This is a genomic window from uncultured Methanobrevibacter sp. (assembly GCF_902771435.1).
Classification (GTDB): Archaea; Methanobacteriota; Methanobacteria; order Methanobacteriales; family Methanobacteriaceae; genus Methanocatella.
In genome coordinates, this window is the sequence record NZ_CACXXB010000012.1 from 1 (window position 1) to 25,466 (window position 25,466).

Here is a 25,466-nt window from a genome sequence, read left to right on the forward strand (position 1 = left end):
TGTTGGTGAGAGTGCTAATTTCACTGTTGTATTTACTGCTTTAGTGAACGGTACTTTAGTAAACCAAGTTAATGTTTCATCTAATGGAACCAATAAAACCGGAAACAATACTACAACAGTTTACAAACCTAATATGACTGTTGAAAAAATCTCATTAAATAAAACTGTTCTCCGTGGTGACAACACTGAATTTATTATTGTTGTTACTAACACTGGTGACTGTAATCTAACTACTGTTAAAGTTACTGAAATCTATAATGATGACGAGTTAAGATATATTAAACATACTAATGAAGAATTCTGGACTAAATCCGGCAATGTTTTCGATTATAATGGTGTATTGGCACCAAATGAAAGTGTCAACTTCACTATCACATTTAAGACCTTAGTGAATGGTACCTTAATCAATAAAGTCAATGCATCCTCTAATCAAACTGAAAACAAAACAGGTAATAATACAACTGATGTAAAACCAGTTTGTGATTTAGAAATCTCTAAACTTGTAAATGCTTCTGAAGTATTCGTTAATGATATGGTTGAATGGAGTATTATTGTTAAGAATAATGGTCCTAATACAGCTGAAAATGTTATTGTAACTGATTATTTACCTAATAATATTGAGTATACAATTCCTGCAAACTGTACAGTTGATGGTAATAAACTAATTTGGAATATTGGCGACTTAGGCCCTAACAAGTCAGTATCCCTTATTTTAGTTACAAAGCTTCTGGCTGAAGGTCAATTCGATAATTTCGTATCTGTTAACACTCCTACCAATGAATCTGATTATACAAATAATAATGCAAGTAATTCTTCTGTTGCAGACCCAATTTGTGATTTAATCATTAATAAAACTGTTAATGCTTCATCTATCGACGTTGGAGACAGCGTTGAGTGGACTATTAGCGTTATTAATGTGGGTCCTTCCACTGCACGGGATGTTAAGGTTATTGACACCCTACCTGAAGGGGCTTTAATTTTAAGCGCAAATCCAAGTGCAGGTACTTTCGATAAGGATACTAGGGTTTGGGAGATTGGCAGCCTGGCTGCAAATAATCCGGTTTCCCTTATTTTGGTCACTAAAATCGTTACTGAAGGAAATAATACAAATGTGGTTGTTGTTAACACAAGTACTTACGAGCCAAATAAAACAAACAATGAAGCAAACAACACTACTGTTGCAAATCCAGTTTGCGACCTTGAAATAACCAAGCTGGTCAATGCTTCTGAAGTATATGAAGGTGATTTGGTTGAATGGACAATTGTTGTAATCAACAAAGGTCCTAGTGTTGCATATGACGTTATTGTAAATGATACTTTGCCTAGCGGACTTAACTTAATTAGTTCAACTCCGTCTACTGGTACATACAGCAATGGAATTTGGAATATCGGAACTATGGATAAAGATGCTACCGCATCCCTGGTTTTAATCACTCAAGCTAAAGAATTAGGTCACATTACAAACATTGCATCTGTAAACAGTACCACTCCTGACAATGACACTACAAACAATATTGCTAACAATACTACTGATGTAGTTCCTGTTTGCGATTTAGAAATTACTAAACTTGTCAACACATCCAGTGTAAACATTACTGACTTTGTTGAATGGACAGTTAGAGTTGTAAACAAAGGTCCAAACACTGCAAAAGATGTTAAAGTGAGTGAAAAATTGCCTAATGGTCTTAAAGTTATTAAAGTAACTCCATCTGTTGGAAGTTATGTAAATAATGTTTGGACTATTGGAGATTTAGAAAAAGATGCTTCAGTATCTTTAGTATTGATTACTCAAGTCGTTAAAGAAGGTAACCTTACAAACGTTGTTATAGTCAACAGTACAACTCCGGACAGAAATGAGACTAACAACAAAGCAAACAACACAACTGAAGTCAATCCTGTATGTGATTTGGAAATCATCAAACTTGTAAGTGCTAAGAAAGCATACGTTGGTGAAGAGCTTACCTGGACCATTAAGGTTACTAACAACGGTCCAAGTGCAGCTTCTGATGTTAAAGTTTTAGAAGACATTCCTAATTCTTTAAAATTCATCAAAGCAATTGCTTCAAAAGGCACATACGACGCAAAATCACAAGTATGGACTATTGGAAAACTGGCAAGCGGTTCAAGTGTAACACTTGAAATCGTAACTAAAGTGTTAAGCGTAGGAAACATTACTAACCCTGTTGAAGTTACTACTAAAACTCCTGAAAATAATCGCACTAACAATAAAGCAAACAACACCACTAATGGTGTTGCAATAGTTGATTTAGCTGTAATCAAAAATGCTGATAAGGAAGTTTATCATATTGGAGATAAAATCCAATGGATTATAACTGTGGTTAATTATGGCCCATGTGATGCTCACGATGTTGTAGCATATGATATATTGCCTGATAGCATAAAATTCACCGGCTACAAAGCATCCAAAGGATCATATGATGCATCTACTGGAAGATGGGAAATTGGTAATTTAACCAAAGGTGAAGTTGCCACTTTATATATTGAGTGTGTAGCTCTCATTGAAGGCAAAATTACTAATGAAGTTAACGTTACATGCAATGAAACCGACAGTAACTTATCAAATAACTATGATAACTGTACTGTTGAGGTCATTAAAAACGAAACCGTACCTCCTGAAATTCCAGAAAAACCTACAGAAAAACCTCCAGTTACTATGTATGAAACTGGAAATCCTTTAGCATACATTGTAATTGCCTTTATTATTATTTTCGGTAGTTTTTGGACAGGAAACAAGAAAAAATAAAATTGAATAAGGGGATTAACTAGATTTTATATCTAGTTAATATTTTTCTTTTTTTTTACTTTTTTAGCATAAGACAATTTTTTACTGAATGTTTATTTTTTATCAAAATATTTTTATTTTATTAGTTTTAAAGAAGCACTTAAGGACTTTTTTTTGAATATTTATGGTGAAATTAGGTTTGAATTTTTAAGTGATGATGTAAGATTTGAATTTGAAGATCTTTCAGCGGCAAAAACGGTTCATTCATTGAAAGGATTCAACATCCGATGCAAATCAATTTTCTATAAAAACATGAAATTGGATTCAAGAAAGCTTAAAAGTAGCTGAATATTTTAATATTGATAGTTTATGTTGGATATTATGAAATAAATTCAACTAAATTCATATTGAATAATTATTTTATAACTTTTTTTCAAAATTTTTAATTAGAGATTAACCGACTGTCCAGATATGTACAATTAAAATTATATACTTTGATTTAGAGATATATTATTCATAAGTAAAGAGGTTATATAAATGATAGGTAAAAAGATTCGTTTAGAAAGAATCATTAACAGAAATACTGGAAGAACTGTAATCGCACCAATGGACCATGGTGTATCAAGCGGTCCTATTCCAGGAATCATAGATATGGACGAAACTGTTGAAGAAATCTCCCAAGGCGGAGCAGATGCAATTTTAATGCATAAAGGTATCGTAAAACAAGGACACAGAGGATACGGTAAGGATATAGGTCTTATTGTACACTTGTCTGCAAGTACTTCACTTGCACCAGATCCAAATGATAAGGTAACCGTAACAAGTGTGGAAAAAGCAATTCAGCTTGGAGCAGATGCAGTATCCATTCATGTAAACTTAGGTTCAGAAACCGAAAGCCAGATGCTTCAGGAATTAGGACAAATCGCTGAAACCTGTGACTACTGGGGAATGCCGCTTTTAGCAATGATGTACCCTAGAGGCCAGAAGGTTGAAAACGAACACGATGTGGAATTCGTAAAACATGCTGCACGTGTCGGATCAGAACTTGGTGTGGATATTGTTAAAACCAATTATACCGGTGATCCTGATTCATTCAGGGAAGTTGTTGAAGGAGCAATCGTGCCTGTAGTTATTGCAGGAGGACCAAAAATAGACACTGATGAAGAATTGTTACAGATGGTAAAGGATTCTCTTGAAGTTGGAGGAGCTGGAGTTGCTTTCGGACGTAACCTCTTCCAAGCGGAAAACCCTGGAAAAATCACCCGTGCGATTTCAGAAGTTGTCCACCATGATGCAGAAGTAGACGAAGCTTTAAAATTCTTAGAATAGGTGATTTAATGCAAAATAAATTTGCATGGATTAGCACTCCTGATGAAGTGTGGGAAGACAAGAAGGAAATGATAACCACCGCACTTGAATCAGGCATTGACCATGTCCTTGACCTGGATGACATAGAAAACATCAGAAAACTGGGCAATGTAAAGATAATTGCAAACAGTGACGATGCAGACATTTATCTGGTCGGAATCAACGGTGAAGGAGATGGAGTTGTAGAGTTGAACGATGACTTTACAGATTCAATCGATATTGCAAATGCAAAAAAAGCTAAAAGCGAAGGAAAACAGGTTTGTGCATATATAAAAATAACTGACAAGGCACATGAGCAATTGGCCGTAAAACTCGGTCCGATTGTAGACTACATCATACTTGTCGGAACAGACTGGACAATCATTCCTCTTGAAAACATCATTGCAGACCTGCAAAAGGAAGATGTTGAAATCATAGCTGCTGTGCGTGACGTTGATGGGGCAAAAGTCGCTTTGGAAACCTTGGAACATGGAACCGACGGAGTAATATTTGAAGCGAATGACTTCAACCAAACCAAAAAGATTGCACAGGAAGTCATTGAAGCGTCACAAACCAAATATGAACTGAAAATTGCTACTGTAACAAATGTGAAACCGTTGGGTTCAGGAGACAGGGTATGTGTCGATACCACTGACATGATGAAACCTGGCGAAGGAATGCTAATCGGATCATATTCCAAATCAATGTTTCTGGTACACTCAGAATCTCTTGAAAGTGAATATGTGGCTTCACGTCCTTTCAGAGTGAATGCAGGTCCCGTACAGGCATACGTAATGGTTCCTGGAAACAAGACAAGATACCTCTCCGAGCTTGTTGCCGGCGATGAAGTATTGATAGTCAACACTGAAGGGGAAACCAGAACAGCATACGTCGGAAGAAGCAAAATCGAAAGACGTCCGCTTATATTAATCGAAGCTGAATATGAAGAAAAAGTCATCAGAACTTTGCTTCAGAATGCAGAAACAATCAGAATAGTCGATGAAAATGATGAGCCTCTATCAGTTGCAGACATCAAACCTGGCGATAAGGTCAAGGTATACATAGAATCCAATGCACGTCACTTCGGAATAGCAATTGACGAGACTATCATTGAACAGTAGGTGTAAAACATGAGCCAAATGAGAGCATTTTTGGCAATTGACATTGATGAAGACATCAAGGCCAAAATGTATAAGGTAATTAATGAATTCAAGCAGATTGATGCCAGAATCAAATATGTGGAGCTGGAAAATCTGCATCTCACCCTCAAGTTCTTCGGTGACATCGACACTGAAGGAATTGATTTGCTTTCCTCTAAAATTGAAGATGTGGTCTCAAACTTCGATAAGTTCACTGTCAAAATCAGAGGCTGCGGTGCCTTTCCAAACACCAACAGAATCAAGGTAATCTGGTTGGGGTTGGATGAGGATGAAATTGTCAGACGACTTCATGATGAATTGGATAAGGAATTTGTAAAGATAGGCTTTGACAAGGACAGAAAATTCTCTTCACATCTAACCATCGGCCGCATGAAATCCGCCAAGGGCAAAAATGAAGTGAAATCAAAAATAGAGGAATTCAGCGAAGTTGAAATTGGAGAGATGTCTGTTGATAGAATAATTCTTAAAAAATCAACATTGACACCTCAAGGGCCAATTTATGAAGATATAAAGGTATTTGAATTGTGATAATATGGATTATGAGCTAATATTAAAAGATATAAAGCCAACACAGGAAGAGCAAAATGACATTGACGCAATGTCAGATAAACTCGTAGGTTTCTTGAATGAAACATGCAAGAATCAAGATATCAGTGCTAAAATTGCTGTTGTCGGCTCTGTTGCAAAACGCACTGCACTTAGGGGAAAATCAGACATTGACATATTCATGGCTTTTCCTCTTGATGTCAGTGAGGACACCTTAAAAGAGAAAGGTTTAGAATTAGCTCATAAATGCAATGATGCTTTCGATGGAACTGCATCACACCATTATGCATCACATCCATATGTGCAGGCAAATATTGAAGGATATGAAGTTGACATGGTTCCCTGCTATGAAATAGAAGACGGCTCACAGCTCAAATCAGCAGTTGATAGAACAATCCTTCACACCAGATATGTCAAACGACATTTGACTCCCGAAGGCTGTGACGAGGTTTTGCTATTAAAAAGATTCATGGACATGACAGGAACTTACGGTTCCGAGTTCAAGGTCGGCGGATTTGCAGGTTATCTCTGTGAACTGCTAATCATCAAATACGGCAGCTTTGAAGAGACTTTAAAGGCTGCTACAAACTGGCAATATGGTCATATAATCGATTTGGAGGATTATGGAACCGGAGGGCAGTTCAACGATCCTTTGATAATGATAGACCCTACAGATAAGAACCGTAATGTAGGTGCTGCATTAAGATTGAATAAGTTCTCCGAATTCATCCAGTCAGCAAGAAATTACCTGTCATCAGACAATAAGAGGGATTATTTCTATCCGCTGGACAAACACATTGATAAAGAATCTATTTTGAATGAATTAGAAAAAAGGGGAAGCGATTTTATAGCAATAAAATTCGATATTCCGGATATGCCTCTGGATACCCTTCATCCGCAGCTTAAAATGACAACTGAAGCTCTTGCAGACAAAATAGCTAATGAGGAATTCAATGTCTTTTGTGCTGATTATGCTTCAGATGAAAAGGATACAGCAGTAATATTGCTTGAAATGGCTTCATCAAAACTCAACAACATCAAAATCAATTATGGTCCTAAAATATATTTGAATAAGGCTTGCAATAACTTCACAGCCAAATATGGTCCTGAAACCTGCCACATTATCGATGACTTTCTGGTTCACGCCCAGAAAAGACAGTTCACTGATGTCGTGCAGTTCATAGAAGACCTGTTCACAACAGAACACATTAGAAAAATCAAGGTTGGAAAAAACCTCAGAAAGGCTATTTTAAACTCTTATGAATTCACTTCAATCGAGGATTTGGCAGAAGATGAATTTTATATAACCTTTTTGGATGATTTTATAAATCCCGGCCAGTATATCGTAAGGTGAACTGATGAGCTCCAATAAAACTGAAGAAATAGATTTGATTGTAAATCATCCAAAAAAAGCAATAAATAAGTTAGCCGTACCTATCATTATTTCTAACTTATTTATGATGCTAAACAATATTATTGACGGTATTTGGGTTGCAGGTTTGGGTCCGCATCCCCTTGCTGCCGTCGGATTTGTAACCCCACTATTTTTAGCGCTGGTTGGATTTGCAAACGGTTTGGGTGCAGGTTCAAACAGTCTCATAGCACGCTGCATAGGGGCTGAAGACTATGAAGCGGCCGGAAACAGTGCAATTCATTCCATAATGCTGAGCATTATTGTAACAGTAATCACTACAATTTTACTTTTGATATTTTTAAAGCCTTTGCTGCTTTTGATGGGTGCCGGAGAGGTTATCAATGAAACAATGGCCTACGGTACAATCGTAATAGGAGGTATATTTTCAGTATTCCTTCCTGCGATGATGGCGGCGATTTTCAGGTCACAGGGTGAAATCAGAAGGGCATCCTATCCTTTGATGTTTACAGCTATAATTAACATGATTCTGGATCCGATTTTTATTTATGTAATCGGTTGGGGAGTAACAGGTGCGGCATTCGCTACCGTTATTTCAGGAGTCATTCCAATGCTTTTGATGATGTACTGGATGTTTGTAAAAAAAGACAGCTTTTTGCAAGTCAAGATGAGCGAATACAAAAGGGATTTTCAGATTTATAAGGACATACTTGTTGTTGGAATTCCAGCCAGTCTGGAACAGTTCATAATATCATTCGTGTCAATTCTAATGAATTACTGGCTTACAATACTGTCAGGAACAATAGCTGTTGCGGCATATACCGCAACATGGAGACTGGTTGCTATCGGAATATCACCTATGATCGGTATTGGTGTGGCGGCATTGACTGTTGGAGGAGCAGCTTACGGTGCAAGAAATCTTGCAAATCTTAAAACAGCACTTAATTACGGATTGAAATTGGGAATGATTTCATCAGTTATAGTCTGTTCATTTCTCTTTATATTTGCAGATCCGCTATCATTTATATTTTCATACTCATCAGACAGTTCCATTTTAGCTCCTAAAGTCGTTGAAGCCTTAAGGATTTTATGTTTCTTCTTGCTGTTCATGCCGTTTGGTGTTCTTTCAGGAAATATTTTCCAGGCAATGGGAAAAGGAACATTTTCACTATTGATAACCGTATTGAGGTCATTCATACTTGAAGTGATATTTGCAGGAATCTTTGCGTTTGGGCTTGGTTTGGGTGCAGTCGGTGTTTACTGGGGGCTTGTTTGCGGCATGACCTTAGGTTCAATTGCCGGATATATTTTCATCAACTATTATCTAAACAAAAATAAGAGCTATTTTAATGCTTAACGGTACTGTTACTTTTTTTTTTTTAAAAACATAATATTCATATACCTGCAGTTTGATAACTATTAAAAGTGATAATATGGCTCAAAAAACATTTCTCTATGAATGGCGAAAAGAGGACTTTGAAAACCTGACTGACATTGAAAAGGAGGCTTTCAAAAAAGCCGATAGGTTAAATGATATGATGCTGGATATTAAAATACTCATGGATGAAATCGACGATGAATGGAATCAGTATCTGAAATATCTGGAGGATTCAAAAATATCCCGCATATGTGAGTTCAGGGGTGGACAGTGCATTGAATTTGATGAGGAACTTTTAAATGCAATTGTCAACACTTTAAAAAAATCCCTGAATGACACTAAGGACTCCCTGAATCACAATTCGAAAAAAATTAACTTAAACCGTGTAATTGATGGATAATTTTCAATAGAAACTTTTATCATATTCAATTTGTATATAAATAATCATGTCAGAGATAAAAAAACTCACAATTGATGTTGATGTTCCGGATTATGTGGAAAAATACGTTGACTTTGAAGAGGTATCAAAGCTCTGCATAGAGGAGCAGGAGACTTTAGGATATAACTGGAATTATCCGCCATTTGATTTTGACGTTGATGAGGTATGGAACTCATACAACAAATTAAAGATTATAGCTTTTAAGATCGACTTTTCAGCCGAAGAGCTAGAGCACACTTTCGAGGACCATGAACTTGAATACGTTCTGAAGAGATTTGAACGCATGAAGGTCAAGTTCATGAATGAAATCTACATGCTCGAAAGTGAGGATGCGCTGGGACTGTTTTTGGGAAAATGCAACCTGTGCATGAGATGCACAAGGGAATTCGGCATGCCCTGCAAAATGCCTTTCAAAATGAGATACTCCCTTGAATCATTGGGGGCATACACAGACAGGACAGTCGAAGACTTCTTCGGGTATCCGATAAAATACGCTCATGACGGCAAACTGCCGGAATATCTGATATTTGTCGGCGGTCTTTTGTATGATAAAAAATAGATGATTGATATCAAGTAATTATAATCGCAGGAAAACCGTTCAGATTCCCAGTCAGCGGATTAAGAATAACAGGAATGCCTGCATTATATAAGGAATAGATTTTTATGGATTCATTTGAGGCTTTAGTTGGAAAAAACATAAATGATGTAGTCTTGGATGTGTCAGCAACTTTTTTTATAGCTCCCCTTGAGTATTTTTATAAAAACTGCGGCAGAAGATATCCCGCTTCAAAGTTCAGGATGGCCGATTTGGACTATTTTGATTTGATAGATTTCACTGACCTGTTCCGCTTTGAGCAAATCCTAATAATTTGGCATGATGAAACAGGACTTATCACCGATTTGGAGCTCTATTATCTAAGCAACGACTTTGATGTTCTTTTTGCTGATTATTACTATATCAAAAAAGCTATTGACAACGGTGAGGCCCATAAATTGCGTGAAGGAGATACAAAATATTTAGGGGCTTCAAGGCTGCCCGATAAGGTTCCACAGCCGAACAGTGACAAACTGGCAAATAGAAGGGAACTTGTTTTAAAAAAGAAATACCTGCAGAAAATGCTTAATGAAATGGATTTGAAGCGCCGCTTTTAATTTGATTGGTGTAGTTAAAATACACTAGCTATTTTGTATTTTGGTGTGTATTTTAAGATTTGCTCGCTGTTTTAGAAATTGTTATTATCCATTAAACACAATATAATAATAAGTTTAAGGTGATTTGATGGAAAACAATAAGATTATTATTTTGGCTTTGATTGCAGTCATTGCAGTTCTTTTGGTGGCTATGGCTGCAATGATGATGCCTAATATGGGTAAGCAGGATACAATATTAAAATTTAAAAGTAATTCAACATTGACTCAAGGAGATTCGATTAAAGTAAAATTAACAGACAGTAATGGTACTGCAATAGCAAATCAAACTGTTAATGTTACAATAACTAATAAAGATGGGTCTTATGATTATCATACAGTTGTAACTAATAAAAAAGGTGTTGGAACATTAAAACTTGATAAAAATCCTGGAAAGTACAATATAACCGTTAGTTATGGTGGTAATGATAAGTATAATGGGTGCAACGTTACTAAAAAGATAAAAATTGAAGAAAAAGTTGTTGAAACAGAGGTTTCAAGCTCTCAATCTTCATCTAATTCTCAATCTTCATCTGATTCCCAATCTGCATCAGGTAATCAATATGACATTAATAATTTGCCTCCAAGTAATGACCCGTACCAGGAAACTAATCGCTACCAACTTGATGAAAATCATGTAGCACAGGAGTATTCAGATCATTATCGTAGTATTGTGGACTTAAGAACCGGTGAAAGGCATGGTGGATGGGTATAATAGGAGTTAAGTTAAGGTATATTATTCTAGAAAATGTAGGTGTAAATTGCATCTACATCTATTTTTTTATATTTCCTATACATTTCTCATCTTGAATGTAGCTATTTTTACAGGCCAGCTTATTTTCTTGCATAATTCCATTATATTTTAAACAGTTGCATAAGCAACAATTGACATGGTCAAACGTAAAATTAAAAATTCGCATACTTTCATCGGCAATAAAAAATTAATACGATGTTTTGATAAATATTACAAATAAACATGTTTCAATGGAAAAAAATTTTGTCAAAATTTAACTTAAAATTATTGTGGAGGATAATTATGAAGAAAGTGAAAATCACTATTTTGAAAACAACCCTTCAGGAGGATTTGGCTAAGGAGTATGGTGTTGAAGGGCTTTCAACTTGCCCGTTGATGAGTGAAGGTCAGGTATACTATGCAGATTATGCCAAACCGGATAATTTCTGTGATGAGGCTTGGAAAGCAATCTATCAATATGTTTTTGCACTGGCTCATGGAGTTCAGGATATCTGGTACTATAATGACTGGATTAGGACTCCGGGTGTTGCTATTGTTTCATGCAATGACGGGCTAAGACCTGTAATCATGAAGTTGGAGGCAACTGATATTGAATCAAGTGCTGAAGAAAATGTCTCCAATTAAATTTCAGTTAAAAATGAGATGCTTTTTTCACTTCATACTTTTTAATTTTTTTTTAAATAAACTCAACTTTTGTTGAATAGTTTAAATACTAAGTTTAACATAAATACCCCCATGATTAACAAGAGGATAATGTTTATTTTAATATTATTGATAGTGGCCATTGGTGCCGTATCACATGTTAGTGCTGAAGATGTAAACGGCACTCAACAGTTGGCTATTGATGATATTGAAGTAACGCAAAGCAATGATATTTATTCAAGTGATGGTGATGCTGCACTTGAAATTGATTCATCAAAAGAAAGTATTTCTGCAACCCAACTGGATGCTACAATAACTCCGATAAACCTTGAAGGAAAATATCAGACTGGTGTTGCTACTGTCAAATTGACTGATTCAAACAACAATCCGTTGTCTAATCAGCGTGTTAAATTGACTGTTGTTTATAAAACCAGTGGAGCTACTCCAAAAATGACTGATGAAAATGGAATTGCATCATTTGAGTTTAAAGATTTATTTTATTATGATGGAAAATATGTAAATTCCACATGGGATTTGACTAAGCATACTTTGACTGTTGGAAACTGGCCTATAAAAATTGATTTGGATGGTGGAGATTATACTGCAAACACAGTCAATGCCAATTTGAATGTTCTAAAAACAACTGCAAACATAAATATAAATGATATGACTGCAGATTTTGGTGAAGATAAGTATTTTGAAATGACACTGACAGATTCAGATACAGGAAAACCAATCAAAGGGGAAGTCTTTAAAGTTCAAATCACAAGCGACTCTCAAACCATGACATATAATCTGGTTTCTGATGAAAACGGTCAAAATAAAATTGGCGTAAGTCAGCTGATTCCGGGCACATATCCTGTCAGAGTGGGACTGGAAGATTCCAGTAATATTGCGGCTTCTCAAAAATCCGCCAGAATAACAATCAATAAGATTCCTGTCACTTTAAAAACAAACAAATTGACAACAACTTACAATTCAGGTGCAAACTTCACAGTCAGTGTCGTTAATGGCAATGTGGCTTTTGCTAATGTGAAACTCAAGTTAAAAGTTTATACGGATAGCGGTGCTCAAACTTTAAAAGTCACCACCAATGAAAACGGAACTGTGTTCTTAAGCTCTTCAGGTCTTTCCAAGGGAACACATAAGGTTATTGTCAGCAATGCGGATTCCCTGTTTTCAGCCGATTCAGTTACCTCTTCAATTGTAATCAATCCTAAGAAACTGAACATTGTAGGGGCTTCCAAAAAATTGAAAAACGGTGGACAGCTTACCTTGAAGGTTAAAAATAAAAGCACAGGTAAGTATGTAAGCGGCGTTAAACTGCAGGTTAAAGTCTTTACAGGTAAAAAGTACAAAGCTTTCAATCTGGTTACCAAAAAATCAAAGCTCATTAGCAACGCCATTGGGGCTCTTTTAAAAACAAATAAGTTTTCCACAGGAACCCATAAGGTTACCGTGAAAATAACATCCCCTAACTATAAGGGATCAGGAACCTTTAAGCTTGTTATTCCAAAATCCGCTCAAAAGTATAAAAAAGTTACCTATATCGTTTCAAACGGCAAGGGCAAATACGTATGAACTTTTAAATAAGTTCATATTTCTTCTATTTTTTTATCAAACTCTTTTTGCGCATTTTCATAGAAATATCCCAATTCCCGACCGTTTACGAAAATGTGGCTGACTGTAATTGATACGCTCATCTCATAGTTCTCGTTTACTTTTCCCCAGGTTATGAGGGGCTGTATTGCATTACCGTCCACTACACAGTTTGTAAGCATGTCAAAATCCACCCAGGGGATGCATGAGAAATTGGCAACGTTTGTCAAATCCCTCTGCTGCATTTCCAGACTCAATCCTTCCTGTTTTCCGCTTAAAATGTCTGATGACAATTTCTTTACATAGTCATGCCATTTCAAAATGTCGTCAAATTCCTGTGGTGTTTTCACCCTCATTTCCTTATAGATTTTATTTCCTTCATCCATTATGGGTGTAAGACCTTCAAGATAGTCATATTCAATAGCTTTGCCGTCAATAATTCTTCTTTTAAGCTCAGGCACACTGTTTACAGCATTCATAAGACATCCCAGACTCATTATAAAAAAAGACTTGTCGTTTTCATGACACCAGTTCCACATTGACTCAACATTAACACGGGCGGATATTGCATAGCGTGCTGATAGAAAATCAATGAAGGGATTTTCATTTAAATTAAATTCAATTTCTCTCATTTTTAAACAAAACCTTTCAAAATAGTTACTTTTTTATATGTTCTTTTTAATATATATTTATGTTATAAATCTTAAAGTGGTTTTGTTATAATGAAAGTAGTAATTGTAGGTGGAGGAGCTGGTGGAATCTCAACAGCTTCCAATATACGTAAACTTAATAAGGAAATAGAAATTACAGTAATCACAAGAGACAACAAAGTGGCATATTCACCATGCGCCATTCCTTACGTGCTGTCAGGCACAATCGAATCTTTTGATGATATTGTGATGAGGACTCCGGAAGACTATAAAAATAAGAATATTGATGTCATCGTCGAAGCGGAAGTAACTGCAGTCGATTCCGACAAAAAGACAGTAACCTATGAAAAGGACGGCGATGAAATTGTCATCGATTATGACAAACTGGTACTTGCTACCGGAGGAAATCCGTTTGTTCCTCCTATGGAAGGAGCGGATTTGGATGGAGTATTCAGAATCAGAAATATTGAAGATGGAAAAAGAGTCAAGGAAGCAATGAAAGATGCTAAAAGTGCAATTGTAACCGGAGCAGGTTTGATAGGTATTGAAATTGCATTTGCCCTCAGAAAACAGGGACTTGATGTTATCTTAAGTGAAATGTTACATCAGATTGTTCCAAGATCCCTTGACAAGGACATGTCCGACATTTTGGTTAAATACCTTGAACAGGAAGGAATCAAAGTTGTTTTAGGAAAACCGATTACAAAATTAATCGGGGACGGCAAAGTCGAAAAGGCATGCTTTGGAGATGAAGACCTCTACGATGCGGACATGGTTATCATGGCTACCGGTGTGAGAGCAGAACTTGACCTTGCAAGAATGGCAGGATGTGAAATCGGAAGATGGGCAATCATGGTAAATGATAGGATGGAAACCTCAGTTGATGATGTCTATGCCCTCGGTGACTGTGTTGAATCAAAAGACCTGATTTTAGGTTCAAACACAATTTCACAATTAGGTACCACTGCAGTGCGCCAGTCAAAAACATTGGCACGTACAATATGTGACAAGAAATCCAAATTCAACCCTGTACTGAATTCAATGGTTTCCAAAGTTGGCAAACTGGAATTCGGTGCTGTTGGATACACTACCAGTTTTGCACAGCAGAACAGAATCAGGCCTGTAGTTCAAAAGGTTGAAGCGCTTACAAGAGCACGTTACTATCCTAATGCAAAACCAATGGATATCAAAGTTATATGTGATGGAAACGGAACCATTATAGGATGTCAAATCATAGCGGAAGAAAGGGTGGCTGAAAGAATCGATACAATGACATTGGCCATTACAGAAGGCCTTACATGCTTTGATTTAAGTAATATGGAATTTGCTTATGCTCCACCTGTATCAATGGTTACAGATCCGTTAATCCTTGCAGTTGAAGAAGTAAGTAAAAAGTTTAATTAAATATAAAAGTTTTTGGAGATGATAAAATGGCAGAACATGGACATCATGGTCACGGAGGCCAAATGACCCCCGAACAGCAAAGGCAAATGATTGAACAGGAAATAAGACTTGCTCGCAATCTTGGTCAAATCAAGCATAAAATTGTTGTCATGAGTGGAAAAGGAGGAGTAGGAAAATCCACAGTGGCAGCCAACATTGCCGAAACCCTACAGGCATTAGGCTTTAAGACAGGAATCCTCGATGCGGATATTCACGGACCGAACATACCTAAAATGCTTGGTCTTGAATTATACGGCGAATCTTTCCACAACTATCAATTTGAACAGTTCAAACAAATCACAGAAGAGGGACTTGCATCCCAGGACTTCAAGGATGATGATGAAAAATTGACTTTCATCGAATCAAAAAAACAGGAATACTCACACTCAATGTTTCCGGTAGTTGCCCCTAGCGGCCTTAAGGTAATGTCAATGGCATTTCTATTGGACAGCATTGACACTCCAATCATATGGAGAGGACCTCAAAAAACAGGTGCAATCAAACAGCTTATTTCAGATTCCCACTGGGGAGAACTTGACTATCTGATTATCGATAACCCGCCGGGCACAGGAGACGAACCTCTGACAGTATTGCAGACAATTCCTGATGCTGATGCAGTGATTATGGTAACCACCCCTAATGTTGTATCCCAGGAAGACGTTTTGAAATGCGTCAAGATGGTCGAACAGATGGGAATTAAAAAGATTGGCCTTATCGAAAACATGGCATATTACATCTGCCCTCACTGTGATGAGAAACTCCACATTTTCGGTGAAGGCAATGGAAAGGCTTTCGCTGATGAAATGGAAATTACCTATCTGGGTGATTTGCCTATTGAAGAAAGAGTATCTGACTCACCAAATCAGGATGGCGTTATTGCAACAATAGCTCCTGATGATGTGGTTTCAAAAAGATTTGTTGAAATCGTTGAAGATATTCAAAAAGAGTTTTAGAGTAAAGCTAAATTGATTATATAGCTTACTCTTGCTATATTTACGATGTATCCTAAGAAATTAGGATCTTCTTTTAATTTTTTAAAGTAATCCAATTTTTCTATAACATATTCCTTGTTTTCATCCATCACGTTTAATGAAAAGTACTGCATTCCCATTGTGTATTCATGCTCGTCTGTAAAGATGGGAACTAGGTATTCCCCGTCATTGGCATAAGGGATTTTTACAGGTTCGCCGTCTTCAATGGATATTATAAAGTATTTGTCCTTAATATATTCCTTAATTTCACTTTCAGTTTTTTCTATTGCATTCTGGTTTTGGTTTTCACCGTGCATGTAAATCATTTGGATATGATTTTTAAGCTCAGGGTGTTTTATTTCTTCTAGTTTCATTGTACTTACCTTTGTTCCTTATTGCTTAAATATTCTTCAACTTCATCTTGGGGTATGAATTTCAAGGCATTTGAGTTGATGCAGTATCTCGGAGAACCTCCAGGACCGTCATGAAACAGGTGGCCCAGATGGGAATTTGCCTTTGCACTTCTTATTTCAATTCTTGTAGTTCCGTATGAAAAGTCCCTGTGTCTGGTTATGGATTCTGGTGAAACAGGTTTTGAAAATGCCGGCCAGCCACAGCCTGAGTCGAATTTGTCATCTGAAGAGAAGAGAACTTCACCATCAACCACATCCACATATATGCCATCTTCAAAAAAGTCATCATATTCTCCACTAAATGGAGGTTCTGTCATGGCAAGCTGTGTTATTTCAAACTCTTTTCTGCTCAAGTGGCTGAATTCTTCATCGTCTATTAAATTTAAATCAACATGACAATAACCCTGTGGATTTTTTTCAAGATACTTCTGATGATAGTCCTCGGCGGGATAGAAACTGCCTATTGGACGGGCTTCAGTGACGATTCTTTTAGGAGTTTTCCTTTGTTTTTCGGCTAAAAAATTTAATACAATGCTTTTTTGCGAATTTTCCTGCCAATAGATGCCTGTTTGGTATTGTGTGCCGACATCCGCTCCCTGGCGATTTTTGGTGTATGGATTGATTATTCCAAAAAATTTCTCCAAGATTTCCTCAAGCGAAATGATTTCAGGATTGTATGTAACTTTGACGGTTTCTGCATGTCCTGTTTTTCCGGAACATACCTTTTCGTAGGTTGGAGCCAAATCATTGCCATTTGCGTATCCCACTTCAGTCTGATTGACTCCTTTCAATCTGGACATGAATGCTTCAACGCCCCAAAAGCAACCTCCTGCCAGATAAATCACGTTCTGTTTTTTAAACATGATTATCATTCTCTTTTTTTTCGGCAATATAATTTCCTACAAAAATCTTTTTTATAATAAAATTCATAGTATTATTATATATTGGAGGAAATCTAATGTTTTACAGTACAATCATGAAAATTGATTCAATCGATAGATTAAGAGATATAAGAGATGCATTGCTTGTTGAACAAGGTATTAACCCTACACGTCAAGGAGAACAGGCAATTAAGGTTGTGGTTGAGAGAATCGATGAAATTCAAGCTACTTTAGATAAATCCGCAACTAAAAACAAAAACAGAAACAGATAAGTGATTTTAGTGATAAGACGTGTTTCATCAAAAAGGCGCCTTTTAAGAAGGAGGATGTATAGGGCACCGCATGCCCGCCATAGACAGCCTACATATTATCGTGAAAATAAAAACCTGGTCAAGTCTCATCAGGAAAAGTTTAAGGATATGAATGGCCCTAGGATAAAGCGCAAAAGAAGACCTAAGCGTGAGGTTATGAGCGGTGGATTTAAAATGTCTTATAGATACAAATATTATCTTAAGGATGATATTGTAGAGGAAGATGAAGAAGAATTGGAATAGGTTCTTCTTTAATTAAATTTTAGTGTTGGTCATCTCAACATTAATCTCTTTTTTTATTAAATATAATTTTTCATCATCATAGTTTTTTTTAGGAATTGTTAAATATCAATTTAACACAATATTATAATATATTCATATTAATTTATGGAGGTAAATGATGGAGAAAAATAATATTATTATCATTGCATTGATTGTAATTATCGCAGCTCTTTTACTGACCATGGTATTTACAATGATGCCAAACATGCAAAAGCAAGATTCAAAATTAAAATTTAAAGGAAACGACACATTGAAAAAAGGAGATTCCATTAAAATCAAGCTGACAGATGCTAATGGAAAAGAAATATCTGGCCAATCTGTGAATGTAACAATCACAGATAAGGACAAGGCAAGTGATTACCATTCCGTTGAAACTGATGAAAACGGTGTAGGAACAATAAAAATAGACAAGGATCCTGGAAAATATAAGATAAAAGTCACTTATGGTGGAAATGACAAGTATAAAGCTTCCAATGCTACCAAAACAATAACAGTTGAAGAAGAAGAGGTTCAGGAAACATCTTCCTCATCATCCAGCACACCTTCCGCCTACGCTTATAAATCAGACGGAACTCCAATGTACAGCCAGGCTGAAGTGGACAGCTATATGCATAACAAGTATGGTAATGTGAATTATCATATTGCAGAAAACGGTTATATGGATATGGACCAGCCGGGTTATGACGATGCCGGTCATTGGGTTGGATACAGATAATATCTAATGGTAGGTGATGTTTCACCTACAAACTTTTTTTATTTTTTTTTAAATTTCCAGTAATTCTTTTTTAGAAATAGTTTTGTTTTTTGAGTGGACATCCAGAATAATGCCTGAAAACTCATCATCTTTTTTTGCAAGCTCTTTAAAAAGCTCAATTGACACTTCGGTAGGCTCGTAGTCTTCAAGTTCCAAATATTCAAATCCTTTTTCGTATTCTTCATGATTGGAAAATACGATTATCTTGAAGTCTTCAAGGCTTCCAACAACAAGAAAGTCCTTTTCATGGTCTTCGCCTAAGGTTGGGCAAATGTATTTCATCTAAAAGCTCCCGTTTCTGTCCATGTTGAAGTTTTGTGAGTGGGGGTTGATTACAAAGCCCTGGAAATATTCGTCTTCATCGGCCATTTCGCAAATGTCATCAGGTGTTAGTACTTTCATTTCCAGTTTGTCCAGAAACAGTTTTGAAATTTTTCCGCTGCCTATGGCATATTCGCGCATATCTGTAAAGATTGGAATTATATACTCTTTGCTTGTCTCTGTAAGTGTAAATTTAACCGGGCGGCCAATCTCATCAACGAGGGTAAAATATATCTCTTCAGGGTATGCCTTTCTGATGTTTTCCTTTACGGCTTCAAGCTCAATTGCATCCTCGTTTTTAAGCTTTTTAACCATGTCGGCATAAATCTGAATGTACTCTTTAAGGGCGCTTTTGGAGGCCTTAACATTATTTTTCTGATAGTCTTCGTAATCTTTAGGATTCATGTCTACTCACAACAGTCGTGAACGTCTTCCCTTCCAATAACAAAGTCCCATTGAGGGGCGTTGATTGCAATTCCGATAAAGTCATCGTCTTCAGAGTGATCGGCAACTATTTCACTGCCTGTTTTTTTATCGCAGATGAATTCGTTTTCTTCAAACTGTTCTTTGAATGTTTCAATGGCTTCATTTGCCTCTGCTTCATCGGTGTATGCAGGAATTACGAATTCTTCTCCTTCATCTTCTTCATCACTGATTATTAATGCAACGACTTCCTTATCTTCGCTTGAAGCATTTGAAACGATTATGAACTCTTCATTGAATACCATGTGTTCGATTTCATGATAAAGTTCTCCCAGCTCTTCGATTAGGATCATGTTTTCATTATCGAATGCTTCATCGATGTCGTCATGTGTTTCGAGGTATTTTTCCACTTTTTCGTTTAAATCGTCATCAAGTTCTATGAATTTTTCTATTAGTTGCTTTACTTCGCTCATTATAATCACGTTAAAAATAATTCTAAATAAAAATAAGTTCTTTTTAAAAACAAATGAACATTCTCTTCCTAAACACCACTAAAGGAATACAAACGAATGCTCATTTCAACCATCACCATTGTTCATATTTTAAAAAAATAGTATATAACAATATGAACAATAGTATATTGTTTTTCAACCTATATAAAGGTTTAGTTTCTTATGGTATCAAAATTCACTTTCTATCGATTTAATTAGGTTATAGATAAGTCTATTGGTACTTACATCAATATTATTTAGCTCACCTAGCTCAATTACCTTGCCGGTAAGGGAGTCAATTTCCGTTTTTATTTTCCGCTTTATGTCCATGTGTGTTGAAGAGAAATGATTGTATGTGTCGGGAACCAGTTTTGAGTAGAATATGTCCTTATAGTCTTGTGAATTTTCCCATAATGTTTCATATTCGCTTGCTTTTATGACATCGAATATTTCATCGATAATGCTGTTCATGATTTCTATTGAATATTGGTTTTCAGTGAGCTTTCCGTAGTTGACATCCAGTATTGATCCGAGTGGGTTGAGCGCACAGTTGTAAAGCATCTTTGCCCACAGGTATTTGTCGACTTCATCTGTTAGTTCACATCTTATGCCTGAGGATGTTATCATGTCAGCTACTTGCTGCAATTCGGATGGGTCCTGCTTTTGAAGAGAACCTATCAGGATAGGTTCTGTGTATACGGTAACTTCGCTGATGTGCCTTTCGTGGCGTGCAAATCCCGTAATCACGCGTGCAGAGAATACCTGTGTTTTGTCAAAAAATCTCAGGTAGGGCTCATCGTTTCCAAACCCGTTCTGGAAAATGATTATTTTGAAATTCTCTTTAAGAATGTCCCTGTTTTCATTTAATCTTTTGGAGATATCATCGTTTGCAGTTGTCTTTGATGTGATGAACACATAATCGAATGTGTCTTTCGGAATTTCATCATATGTTTCATATACATTTATTTCATCGCTTGGGAAATTATAATGGGTAAACAATCCTGTTCGTTCAATTCCGTTTTCTTTTATCGCTTTTGCGGTTTCACCTCTTGCAAAAATTGACATGTCGGCACCCTGTGATAACATTGATGCGGCAAGTCCTATTCCTACGGCTCCTGAGCCAATAACCAGTACATTCATTTTTCCACCTCATGGGTACTATGTTTTTTCATGCATAATAATTTTTAGTTAACTATTTAAGTCATGAAAATTAAAAATTTAGGTATACCAAAATTATGGGGAACATAAATGAACTATCTGATAAGAAAAGACAATACGCAGAAAGTCTATCTGTCCGAAACACCATTGGACGTGGTAGATATTCTTAAGACCGATTATGGGTATCTGCATGAGGCAATAGCCGATGAAGGGATTATACTAAAAGGGCTTGAATGCAATCTGTTTAAGGAAATCGTTTTCGACTCAAAGGTCGTCGGATTCTGCAGCTATGACTTTTCATCAGAGTTCATAACCGCAGCCCTCAACAACATTTACATACTACCCGAATTCAGGGGAAATGGCCTGTTTTTGGCAGAGCTTCAAAAGACAATGGTTGAATATAACAAGCCAAGCATAATCGAGCCTACACGTCTGGTTGTCGAACTGCTTGTAAAATACGGTTTTGCATCCAAAATATCCGACAGTCTTGTTGCAAGCTCACTGGAATTCATTGTCCCTGGAAATCATGTTGAATCAAACAGGGAATATCAAACCGAGGAGCTCTCAACACATTTCTATGACTTGAACATCTGCTCATGCATACATTTTCTCGACATTGAAAAGGGAATAATTGCATACAGCTCACCCCTGAACTATGACATCATCCACTATGATTGTCTCAACAAAAGAAAAGCTATTGGTGAAGATTACTTTATAAAAATCAGAGATTTCCTTTTGGAAAATGATGTGGACATTGTCGATGAGATTTCACGAATGGAGGACACGCTGCCGGTCAAGTCATATGCGATTGAAGAGGTTGTGGGAGATGAAGAGGGATTTTCCGCATATATCGAATCCCTCATTGATGACGCCCACGTAACCTATGAGAAGGCCTATCAAATCAAACGTCAGATGATAGAGGAATATGAAGCGGGAATGATTCTAAATGAGTCACTTCTCATTAGACTGGCATATCTGTTTGATGAAAACAAAAAGCCAACAATAAAATCCCACTCCGATACCTGTCCATACTGCAGCATGCCGATAGATCCCCACGACAGGTTCTGCCACTTCTGTGGAATCAATCTGAATTATGACCCTGAAAGCATGTTTGAAAGCCTTTTGAACACCTTCGATGAATCCGACGGGCAATTAAGTGAAGATATCCGGTATGTGGCATACAAATTTTTGAAGATGATATCCGAAGGCATCGAACCTGAATATGCAATGATTGTGTGTGAGAGGTCATACAGTATGCCGGGCGATATTCTAAAAGGGTATCTTGATGAGAATAGCTATATGAAAGGCAATGAAATCACAGATGATGGTCATGATTTTTTAGATAAACACCCTCTTCATCTGTTTGAAAAATATGAACTGGATGCCTTTGACTATAGTGATTTCGAAAGGTATTTCTACGAAAATCAGGAACTTGAAGGTAAAGAAATAGTTTTAAGATATCTTGACAGGTTTTCCGATGACGATGCCTTGGATTTAAAAAAAGAAATAAAAAATGGTAATTAGATTACCATCTGCTAAAACCACTTGTTGTGCTGTTGCCAGATCCCATACTGTTAATTATGCTTTTACAGTGGCTTATGAAATAATCACTGTTTTCATAACTAATGTTGTTACCTGTAAGCATGTAGTTCTGTTTGTTTTTATTAAAGAAAATGTCTGCACTATATGAATCCGGACCTTCCTTGTAAAGGAAGTATGCTGTTTCACCGTTTTCAGTAATAGTTTGGTTGGATGTGTATCCAGCCTGATTGAGACCATTTACAATATCTGATATTGTCTTGCCGTTGTCAAGTTTATTTAGATAAATTGTTATATTATAACTTGGATCGGTATAGCTTACGGTAGTGTCATTGATTTGAGTTTTATTGAAGCTATCCAAACTTGGCAGACTTGCATTCACTGCATTTGCACCATTGCCCTTTGCCGCATCATTTGCATTTGAATCGTTCAAATGTAGGTTGTCGGCGGCAACATTAATGCCAACATATGCAATAATCAAAATTACAAGTAATGCATAAAGTTTTTTCATTATTATTTCACCTATTTAATGTTATTTAATTTAAACTATATAATTTATTGGGTTTATTTTAACAAAATAATTTGTCTGATTACTATTAACCCAAGTTATTGTGAAATAGTCAGGTAATTGATGATAATACATACTCTATTTTTTGTGTAATTTATCATTGGCTTAAGATGATTATTGACATTCTTATAGGTCATATAAATATAATATTTATACTAAAAAAAACAAAATAATACCTATAATTCAGTTAATTAAGGTTTTAACAATTTTCAATCGATATAAGAATGTTTAAAAAAATAAATTATTTTTTAAAAGTTGTTAAAAATAGTATACTAATAAATTTATGAATTATTAAAAAGTTTAGGAAAATGGTGTGATTATGGAAAGAAAAATGAAAATAGGTATTATTGTTGCTGTTTCTATAATAGCTCTATTTGCATTATCACTATGGATTTCCTCCTTACCTGCCAACGAGAATAATGCAATCCGGTTCGGCATATTGACATTGCTGCCACCTCTTGTGGCTATCGGTTTGGCATTCATTACAAAGGAAACAATATTGTCCTTGTTTTTAGGTGTGTTTGTAGGGGAATTCATGTTGTGTGTAAATGATTTGAACATTATCTCCACAATAATCAATGCTTTCCTGCAATTGGGTGCTCAGGTCATTTCCTGTATGGCAGACCCATGGAATGCGGGTATTATCCTTCAGTGCTTGCTCATTGGTGGGGTAATTCAGTTGATTACCAAAATGGGTGGAGCAAAGGCATTGGCGGATTCATTTGCAAAAAGGGCTAATACTCCAAGAAAAGCTCAATTGTTTACCTGGTTGTTAGGATTATGTGTATTCTTTGATGATTATGCAAACTCTTTGATTGTCGGTCCAATTATGAGGCCTGTTATGGACAAACTTAAAGTATCCAGAGAAAAACTTGCATTTGTAGTGGATGCAACTGCAGCACCTGTAGCTGGTATTGCAATCATTTCAACATGGATTGGATTGGAAATCAGTTTAATCGCTGCAGGATTCAAGTCTGTCGGTGCAACTAACGTGACCGGTTTTGGAATATTTTTACAAACTATTCCATACAGATTCTATAACATATTTATCTTAATATTTATCGTGATTTCCGCATTAACATTATACGAATTCGGTCCTATGAAGAAGGCTGAACAGGAAGCACGTAACAGAACAGAAATACAAAAAGTCTCAGAGGCACCGGGTTTTGATGAAGTAAAACCTGTTGAAGGAATTAAACTGTCCGTTTGGAATGCGATTATTCCAATCGCAACACTGATTATCGGAGCGCTAATGGCATTCTACTGGAGTGGATACACTGCAATTTTAGGTGGAGAAGATCAGGCATTAATTACATTAATGAAAACAGCTCCATTATCATTTAAAGGTATCTTTGAAGCCCTTTCAGCATCAGATGCATCTGTAGCACTTTTCCAGGCAGCGCTGCTTGCTTCAATCGTAGCTATTGTGATGGCAGTAGGAGAGCAAATACTCTCAATTGAAGATGCAATCTCCGAATGGATTGGTGGTATGAAAACCATCGTTATCACCGGTGTAATCCTGCTTCTTGCATGGTCTCTTGGAGGAGTAATTGGAGAGATAGGTACTGCAGATTATCTTGTAGGAGTATTGAGCGGATCAATACCTTTGTTTATCGTGCCTACACTGGTCTTTGTATTGGGTGCATTGATATCATTTGCAACCGGTACAGCATATGGTACAATGAGTATTCTCATGCCTTTGGCCATTCCACTTGGATGGGCTGTAAGTACAGGAGACATGAGCTTCACAATCGTATGTACAAGTGGAGTGCTTACCGGAGCAATTTTCGGAGACCACTGTTCACCGATTTCAGATACAACAATCCTCTCTTCAATGGGAACAAGCTGTAACCACATTAATCACGTTCAAACACAAATCTACTATGCTGTGTTCGTTGCGTGTATTGCAATATTTGTAGGTTACATCCCTGCAGCAATAGGTGTGCCATGGTTTGTCTGCATTCCAGTAGGTATTGTTGTAATGTTTGTCGGACTGAGAATACTTGGTGAGAAAGTGGACTTTGAAGAAGTTGATGATGCAACATCATAAACTTCCATTTCTTTTTTTTGATTTTTTACTTTTTCTAAATATT

The 25,466-nt window shown here is 36.5% G+C and carries 28 protein-coding genes; 20 read left to right on the forward strand and 8 right to left on the reverse strand.

The window, feature by feature from the left end; all coding sequences use genetic code 11:
• From QZU83_RS04330 to QZU83_RS04390, 13 genes are all read left to right on the forward strand, one after another.
• The coding region (locus tag QZU83_RS04330; protein WP_295609966.1) for a DUF11 domain-containing protein at nucleotides 1–2,764 on the forward strand (2,764 nt) is incomplete at its 5' end.
• A 153-nt stretch (nucleotides 2,765–2,917) separates the two neighbouring features.
• On the forward strand, nucleotides 2,918–3,091 hold the full coding sequence (locus tag QZU83_RS04335; RefSeq protein ID WP_295609968.1) for a hypothetical protein: 174 nt from the start codon (nucleotides 2,918–2,920) through the stop codon (nucleotides 3,089–3,091).
• Between the two features lie 189 nt (nucleotides 3,092–3,280).
• Nucleotides 3,281–4,072: a 2-amino-3,7-dideoxy-D-threo-hept-6-ulosonate synthase gene (locus tag QZU83_RS04340; protein ID WP_295609970.1), complete on the forward strand. Its 792-nt coding sequence runs from the start codon at nucleotides 3,281–3,283 to the stop codon at nucleotides 4,070–4,072.
• A gap of 8 nt (nucleotides 4,073–4,080) precedes the next feature.
• A complete protein-coding gene (locus QZU83_RS04345; protein WP_295609971.1) occupies nucleotides 4,081–5,211 on the forward strand; it encodes a 3-dehydroquinate synthase II in 1,131 nt (376 codons plus the stop codon).
• A 9-nt stretch (nucleotides 5,212–5,220) separates the two neighbouring features.
• Nucleotides 5,221–5,778: an RNA 2',3'-cyclic phosphodiesterase gene (gene thpR, locus QZU83_RS04350; protein ID WP_295609973.1), complete on the forward strand. Its 558-nt coding sequence runs from the start codon at nucleotides 5,221–5,223 to the stop codon at nucleotides 5,776–5,778.
• Nucleotides 5,779–5,782: 4 nt separating this feature from the next.
• The gene (gene cca / locus QZU83_RS04355) at nucleotides 5,783–7,150 is read left to right on the forward strand and encodes a CCA tRNA nucleotidyltransferase (protein WP_295609974.1); all 1,368 of its coding nucleotides are present in this window, start codon (nucleotides 5,783–5,785) and stop codon (nucleotides 7,148–7,150) included.
• Between the two features lie 4 nt (nucleotides 7,151–7,154).
• A complete protein-coding gene (locus tag QZU83_RS04360) occupies nucleotides 7,155–8,525 on the forward strand; it encodes an MATE family efflux transporter (RefSeq protein ID WP_295609976.1) in 1,371 nt (456 codons plus the stop codon).
• Between the two features lie 76 nt (nucleotides 8,526–8,601).
• Complete coding sequence (locus QZU83_RS04365) at nucleotides 8,602–8,946, forward strand: hypothetical protein (protein WP_295609978.1); 345 nt, start codon at nucleotides 8,602–8,604, stop codon at nucleotides 8,944–8,946.
• Between the two features lie 46 nt (nucleotides 8,947–8,992).
• A complete protein-coding gene (locus QZU83_RS04370) occupies nucleotides 8,993–9,544 on the forward strand; it encodes a DUF2284 domain-containing protein (RefSeq protein ID WP_295609979.1) in 552 nt (183 codons plus the stop codon).
• Between the two features lie 104 nt (nucleotides 9,545–9,648).
• A complete protein-coding gene (locus tag QZU83_RS04375; RefSeq protein WP_295609981.1) occupies nucleotides 9,649–10,137 on the forward strand; it encodes a hypothetical protein in 489 nt (162 codons plus the stop codon).
• A 127-nt stretch (nucleotides 10,138–10,264) separates the two neighbouring features.
• Nucleotides 10,265–10,888 carry a carboxypeptidase-like regulatory domain-containing protein gene (locus QZU83_RS04380; protein ID WP_295609983.1) on the forward strand — a complete coding sequence of 208 codons (624 nt, stop codon included), beginning with the start codon at nucleotides 10,265–10,267 and terminating at the stop codon, nucleotides 10,886–10,888.
• 321 nt (nucleotides 10,889–11,209) lie between these two features.
• Nucleotides 11,210–11,551 carry a TIGR04076 family protein gene (locus tag QZU83_RS04385; RefSeq protein ID WP_295609984.1) on the forward strand — a complete coding sequence of 114 codons (342 nt, stop codon included), beginning with the start codon at nucleotides 11,210–11,212 and terminating at the stop codon, nucleotides 11,549–11,551.
• A gap of 111 nt (nucleotides 11,552–11,662) precedes the next feature.
• Complete coding sequence (locus tag QZU83_RS04390; RefSeq protein WP_295609985.1) at nucleotides 11,663–13,150, forward strand: Ig-like domain-containing protein; 1,488 nt, start codon at nucleotides 11,663–11,665, stop codon at nucleotides 13,148–13,150.
• A 14-nt stretch (nucleotides 13,151–13,164) separates the two neighbouring features.
• Here the strand turns inward: QZU83_RS04390 and QZU83_RS04395 are convergent, their stop codons facing one another.
• Nucleotides 13,165–13,800: a CatA-like O-acetyltransferase gene (locus QZU83_RS04395; protein ID WP_295609986.1), complete on the reverse strand. Its 636-nt coding sequence runs from the start codon at nucleotides 13,798–13,800 to the stop codon at nucleotides 13,165–13,167.
• Between the two features lie 90 nt (nucleotides 13,801–13,890).
• Here QZU83_RS04395 and QZU83_RS04400 point away from each other — a divergent pair, with 90 nt between their 5' ends.
• Complete coding sequence (locus QZU83_RS04400; protein WP_295609987.1) at nucleotides 13,891–15,222, forward strand: FAD-dependent oxidoreductase; 1,332 nt, start codon at nucleotides 13,891–13,893, stop codon at nucleotides 15,220–15,222.
• A 26-nt stretch (nucleotides 15,223–15,248) separates the two neighbouring features.
• The gene (locus QZU83_RS04405) at nucleotides 15,249–16,214 is read left to right on the forward strand and encodes an Mrp/NBP35 family ATP-binding protein (protein WP_295609989.1); all 966 of its coding nucleotides are present in this window, start codon (nucleotides 15,249–15,251) and stop codon (nucleotides 16,212–16,214) included.
• On the opposite strand, the gene QZU83_RS04410 is transcribed toward QZU83_RS04405, so the two are convergent.
• Nucleotides 16,211–16,606: a hypothetical protein gene (locus QZU83_RS04410; protein ID WP_295609991.1), complete on the reverse strand. Its 396-nt coding sequence runs from the start codon at nucleotides 16,604–16,606 to the stop codon at nucleotides 16,211–16,213. The two genes, QZU83_RS04405 and QZU83_RS04410, sit on opposite strands and share 4 nt — an antisense overlap.
• Before the next feature lie 5 nt (nucleotides 16,607–16,611).
• Nucleotides 16,612–17,508 (reverse strand): peptide-methionine (S)-S-oxide reductase MsrA, encoded by an 897-nt coding sequence (msrA, locus tag QZU83_RS04415; RefSeq protein ID WP_295609992.1) that lies wholly within the window; start codon nucleotides 17,506–17,508, stop codon nucleotides 16,612–16,614.
• A 95-nt stretch (nucleotides 17,509–17,603) separates the two neighbouring features.
• Between msrA and QZU83_RS04420 the strand changes: the two genes are divergently transcribed.
• The 3 genes from QZU83_RS04420 (at nucleotide 17,604) to QZU83_RS04430 (ending at nucleotide 18,834) form a co-directional block, all read left to right on the forward strand.
• Nucleotides 17,604–17,798: a hypothetical protein gene (locus tag QZU83_RS04420; protein WP_295609994.1), complete on the forward strand. Its 195-nt coding sequence runs from the start codon at nucleotides 17,604–17,606 to the stop codon at nucleotides 17,796–17,798.
• Between the two features lie 54 nt (nucleotides 17,799–17,852).
• A complete protein-coding gene (locus tag QZU83_RS04425) occupies nucleotides 17,853–18,080 on the forward strand; it encodes a hypothetical protein (protein WP_295609996.1) in 228 nt (75 codons plus the stop codon).
• Nucleotides 18,081–18,234: 154 nt separating this feature from the next.
• Entirely contained in the window at nucleotides 18,235–18,834 is a 600-nt protein-coding gene (locus QZU83_RS04430) for a carboxypeptidase-like regulatory domain-containing protein (RefSeq protein WP_295609998.1), read from the forward strand.
• A gap of 48 nt (nucleotides 18,835–18,882) precedes the next feature.
• Here the strand turns inward: QZU83_RS04430 and QZU83_RS04435 are convergent, their stop codons facing one another.
• The 4 genes from QZU83_RS04435 to QZU83_RS04450 form a co-directional block, all read right to left on the reverse strand.
• The gene (locus QZU83_RS04435) at nucleotides 18,883–19,155 is read right to left on the reverse strand and encodes a hypothetical protein (protein WP_295610000.1); all 273 of its coding nucleotides are present in this window, start codon (nucleotides 19,153–19,155) and stop codon (nucleotides 18,883–18,885) included.
• A complete protein-coding gene (locus QZU83_RS04440) occupies nucleotides 19,156–19,599 on the reverse strand; it encodes a hypothetical protein (protein ID WP_295610002.1) in 444 nt (147 codons plus the stop codon). It abuts the gene before it with no gap.
• A gap of 2 nt (nucleotides 19,600–19,601) precedes the next feature.
• Nucleotides 19,602–20,090 carry a hypothetical protein gene (locus QZU83_RS04445; RefSeq protein ID WP_295610003.1) on the reverse strand — a complete coding sequence of 163 codons (489 nt, stop codon included), beginning with the start codon at nucleotides 20,088–20,090 and terminating at the stop codon, nucleotides 19,602–19,604.
• A gap of 207 nt (nucleotides 20,091–20,297) precedes the next feature.
• Entirely contained in the window at nucleotides 20,298–21,248 is a 951-nt protein-coding gene (locus QZU83_RS04450; protein ID WP_295610005.1) for a ketopantoate reductase family protein, read from the reverse strand.
• A gap of 108 nt (nucleotides 21,249–21,356) precedes the next feature.
• Between QZU83_RS04450 and QZU83_RS04455 the strand changes: the two genes are divergently transcribed.
• Nucleotides 21,357–22,790: a hypothetical protein gene (locus QZU83_RS04455; protein WP_295610007.1), complete on the forward strand. Its 1,434-nt coding sequence runs from the start codon at nucleotides 21,357–21,359 to the stop codon at nucleotides 22,788–22,790.
• Between the two features lies 1 nt (nucleotide 22,791).
• Here the strand turns inward: QZU83_RS04455 and QZU83_RS04460 are convergent, their stop codons facing one another.
• Complete coding sequence (locus QZU83_RS04460; protein ID WP_295610009.1) at nucleotides 22,792–23,316, reverse strand: hypothetical protein; 525 nt, start codon at nucleotides 23,314–23,316, stop codon at nucleotides 22,792–22,794.
• A gap of 376 nt (nucleotides 23,317–23,692) precedes the next feature.
• Between QZU83_RS04460 and QZU83_RS04465 the strand changes: the two genes are divergently transcribed.
• Nucleotides 23,693–25,423 (forward strand): Na+/H+ antiporter NhaC family protein, encoded by a 1,731-nt coding sequence (locus QZU83_RS04465; RefSeq protein ID WP_295610011.1) that lies wholly within the window; start codon nucleotides 23,693–23,695, stop codon nucleotides 25,421–25,423.
• The last annotated feature ends 43 nt before the right edge of the window (nucleotides 25,424–25,466 follow it).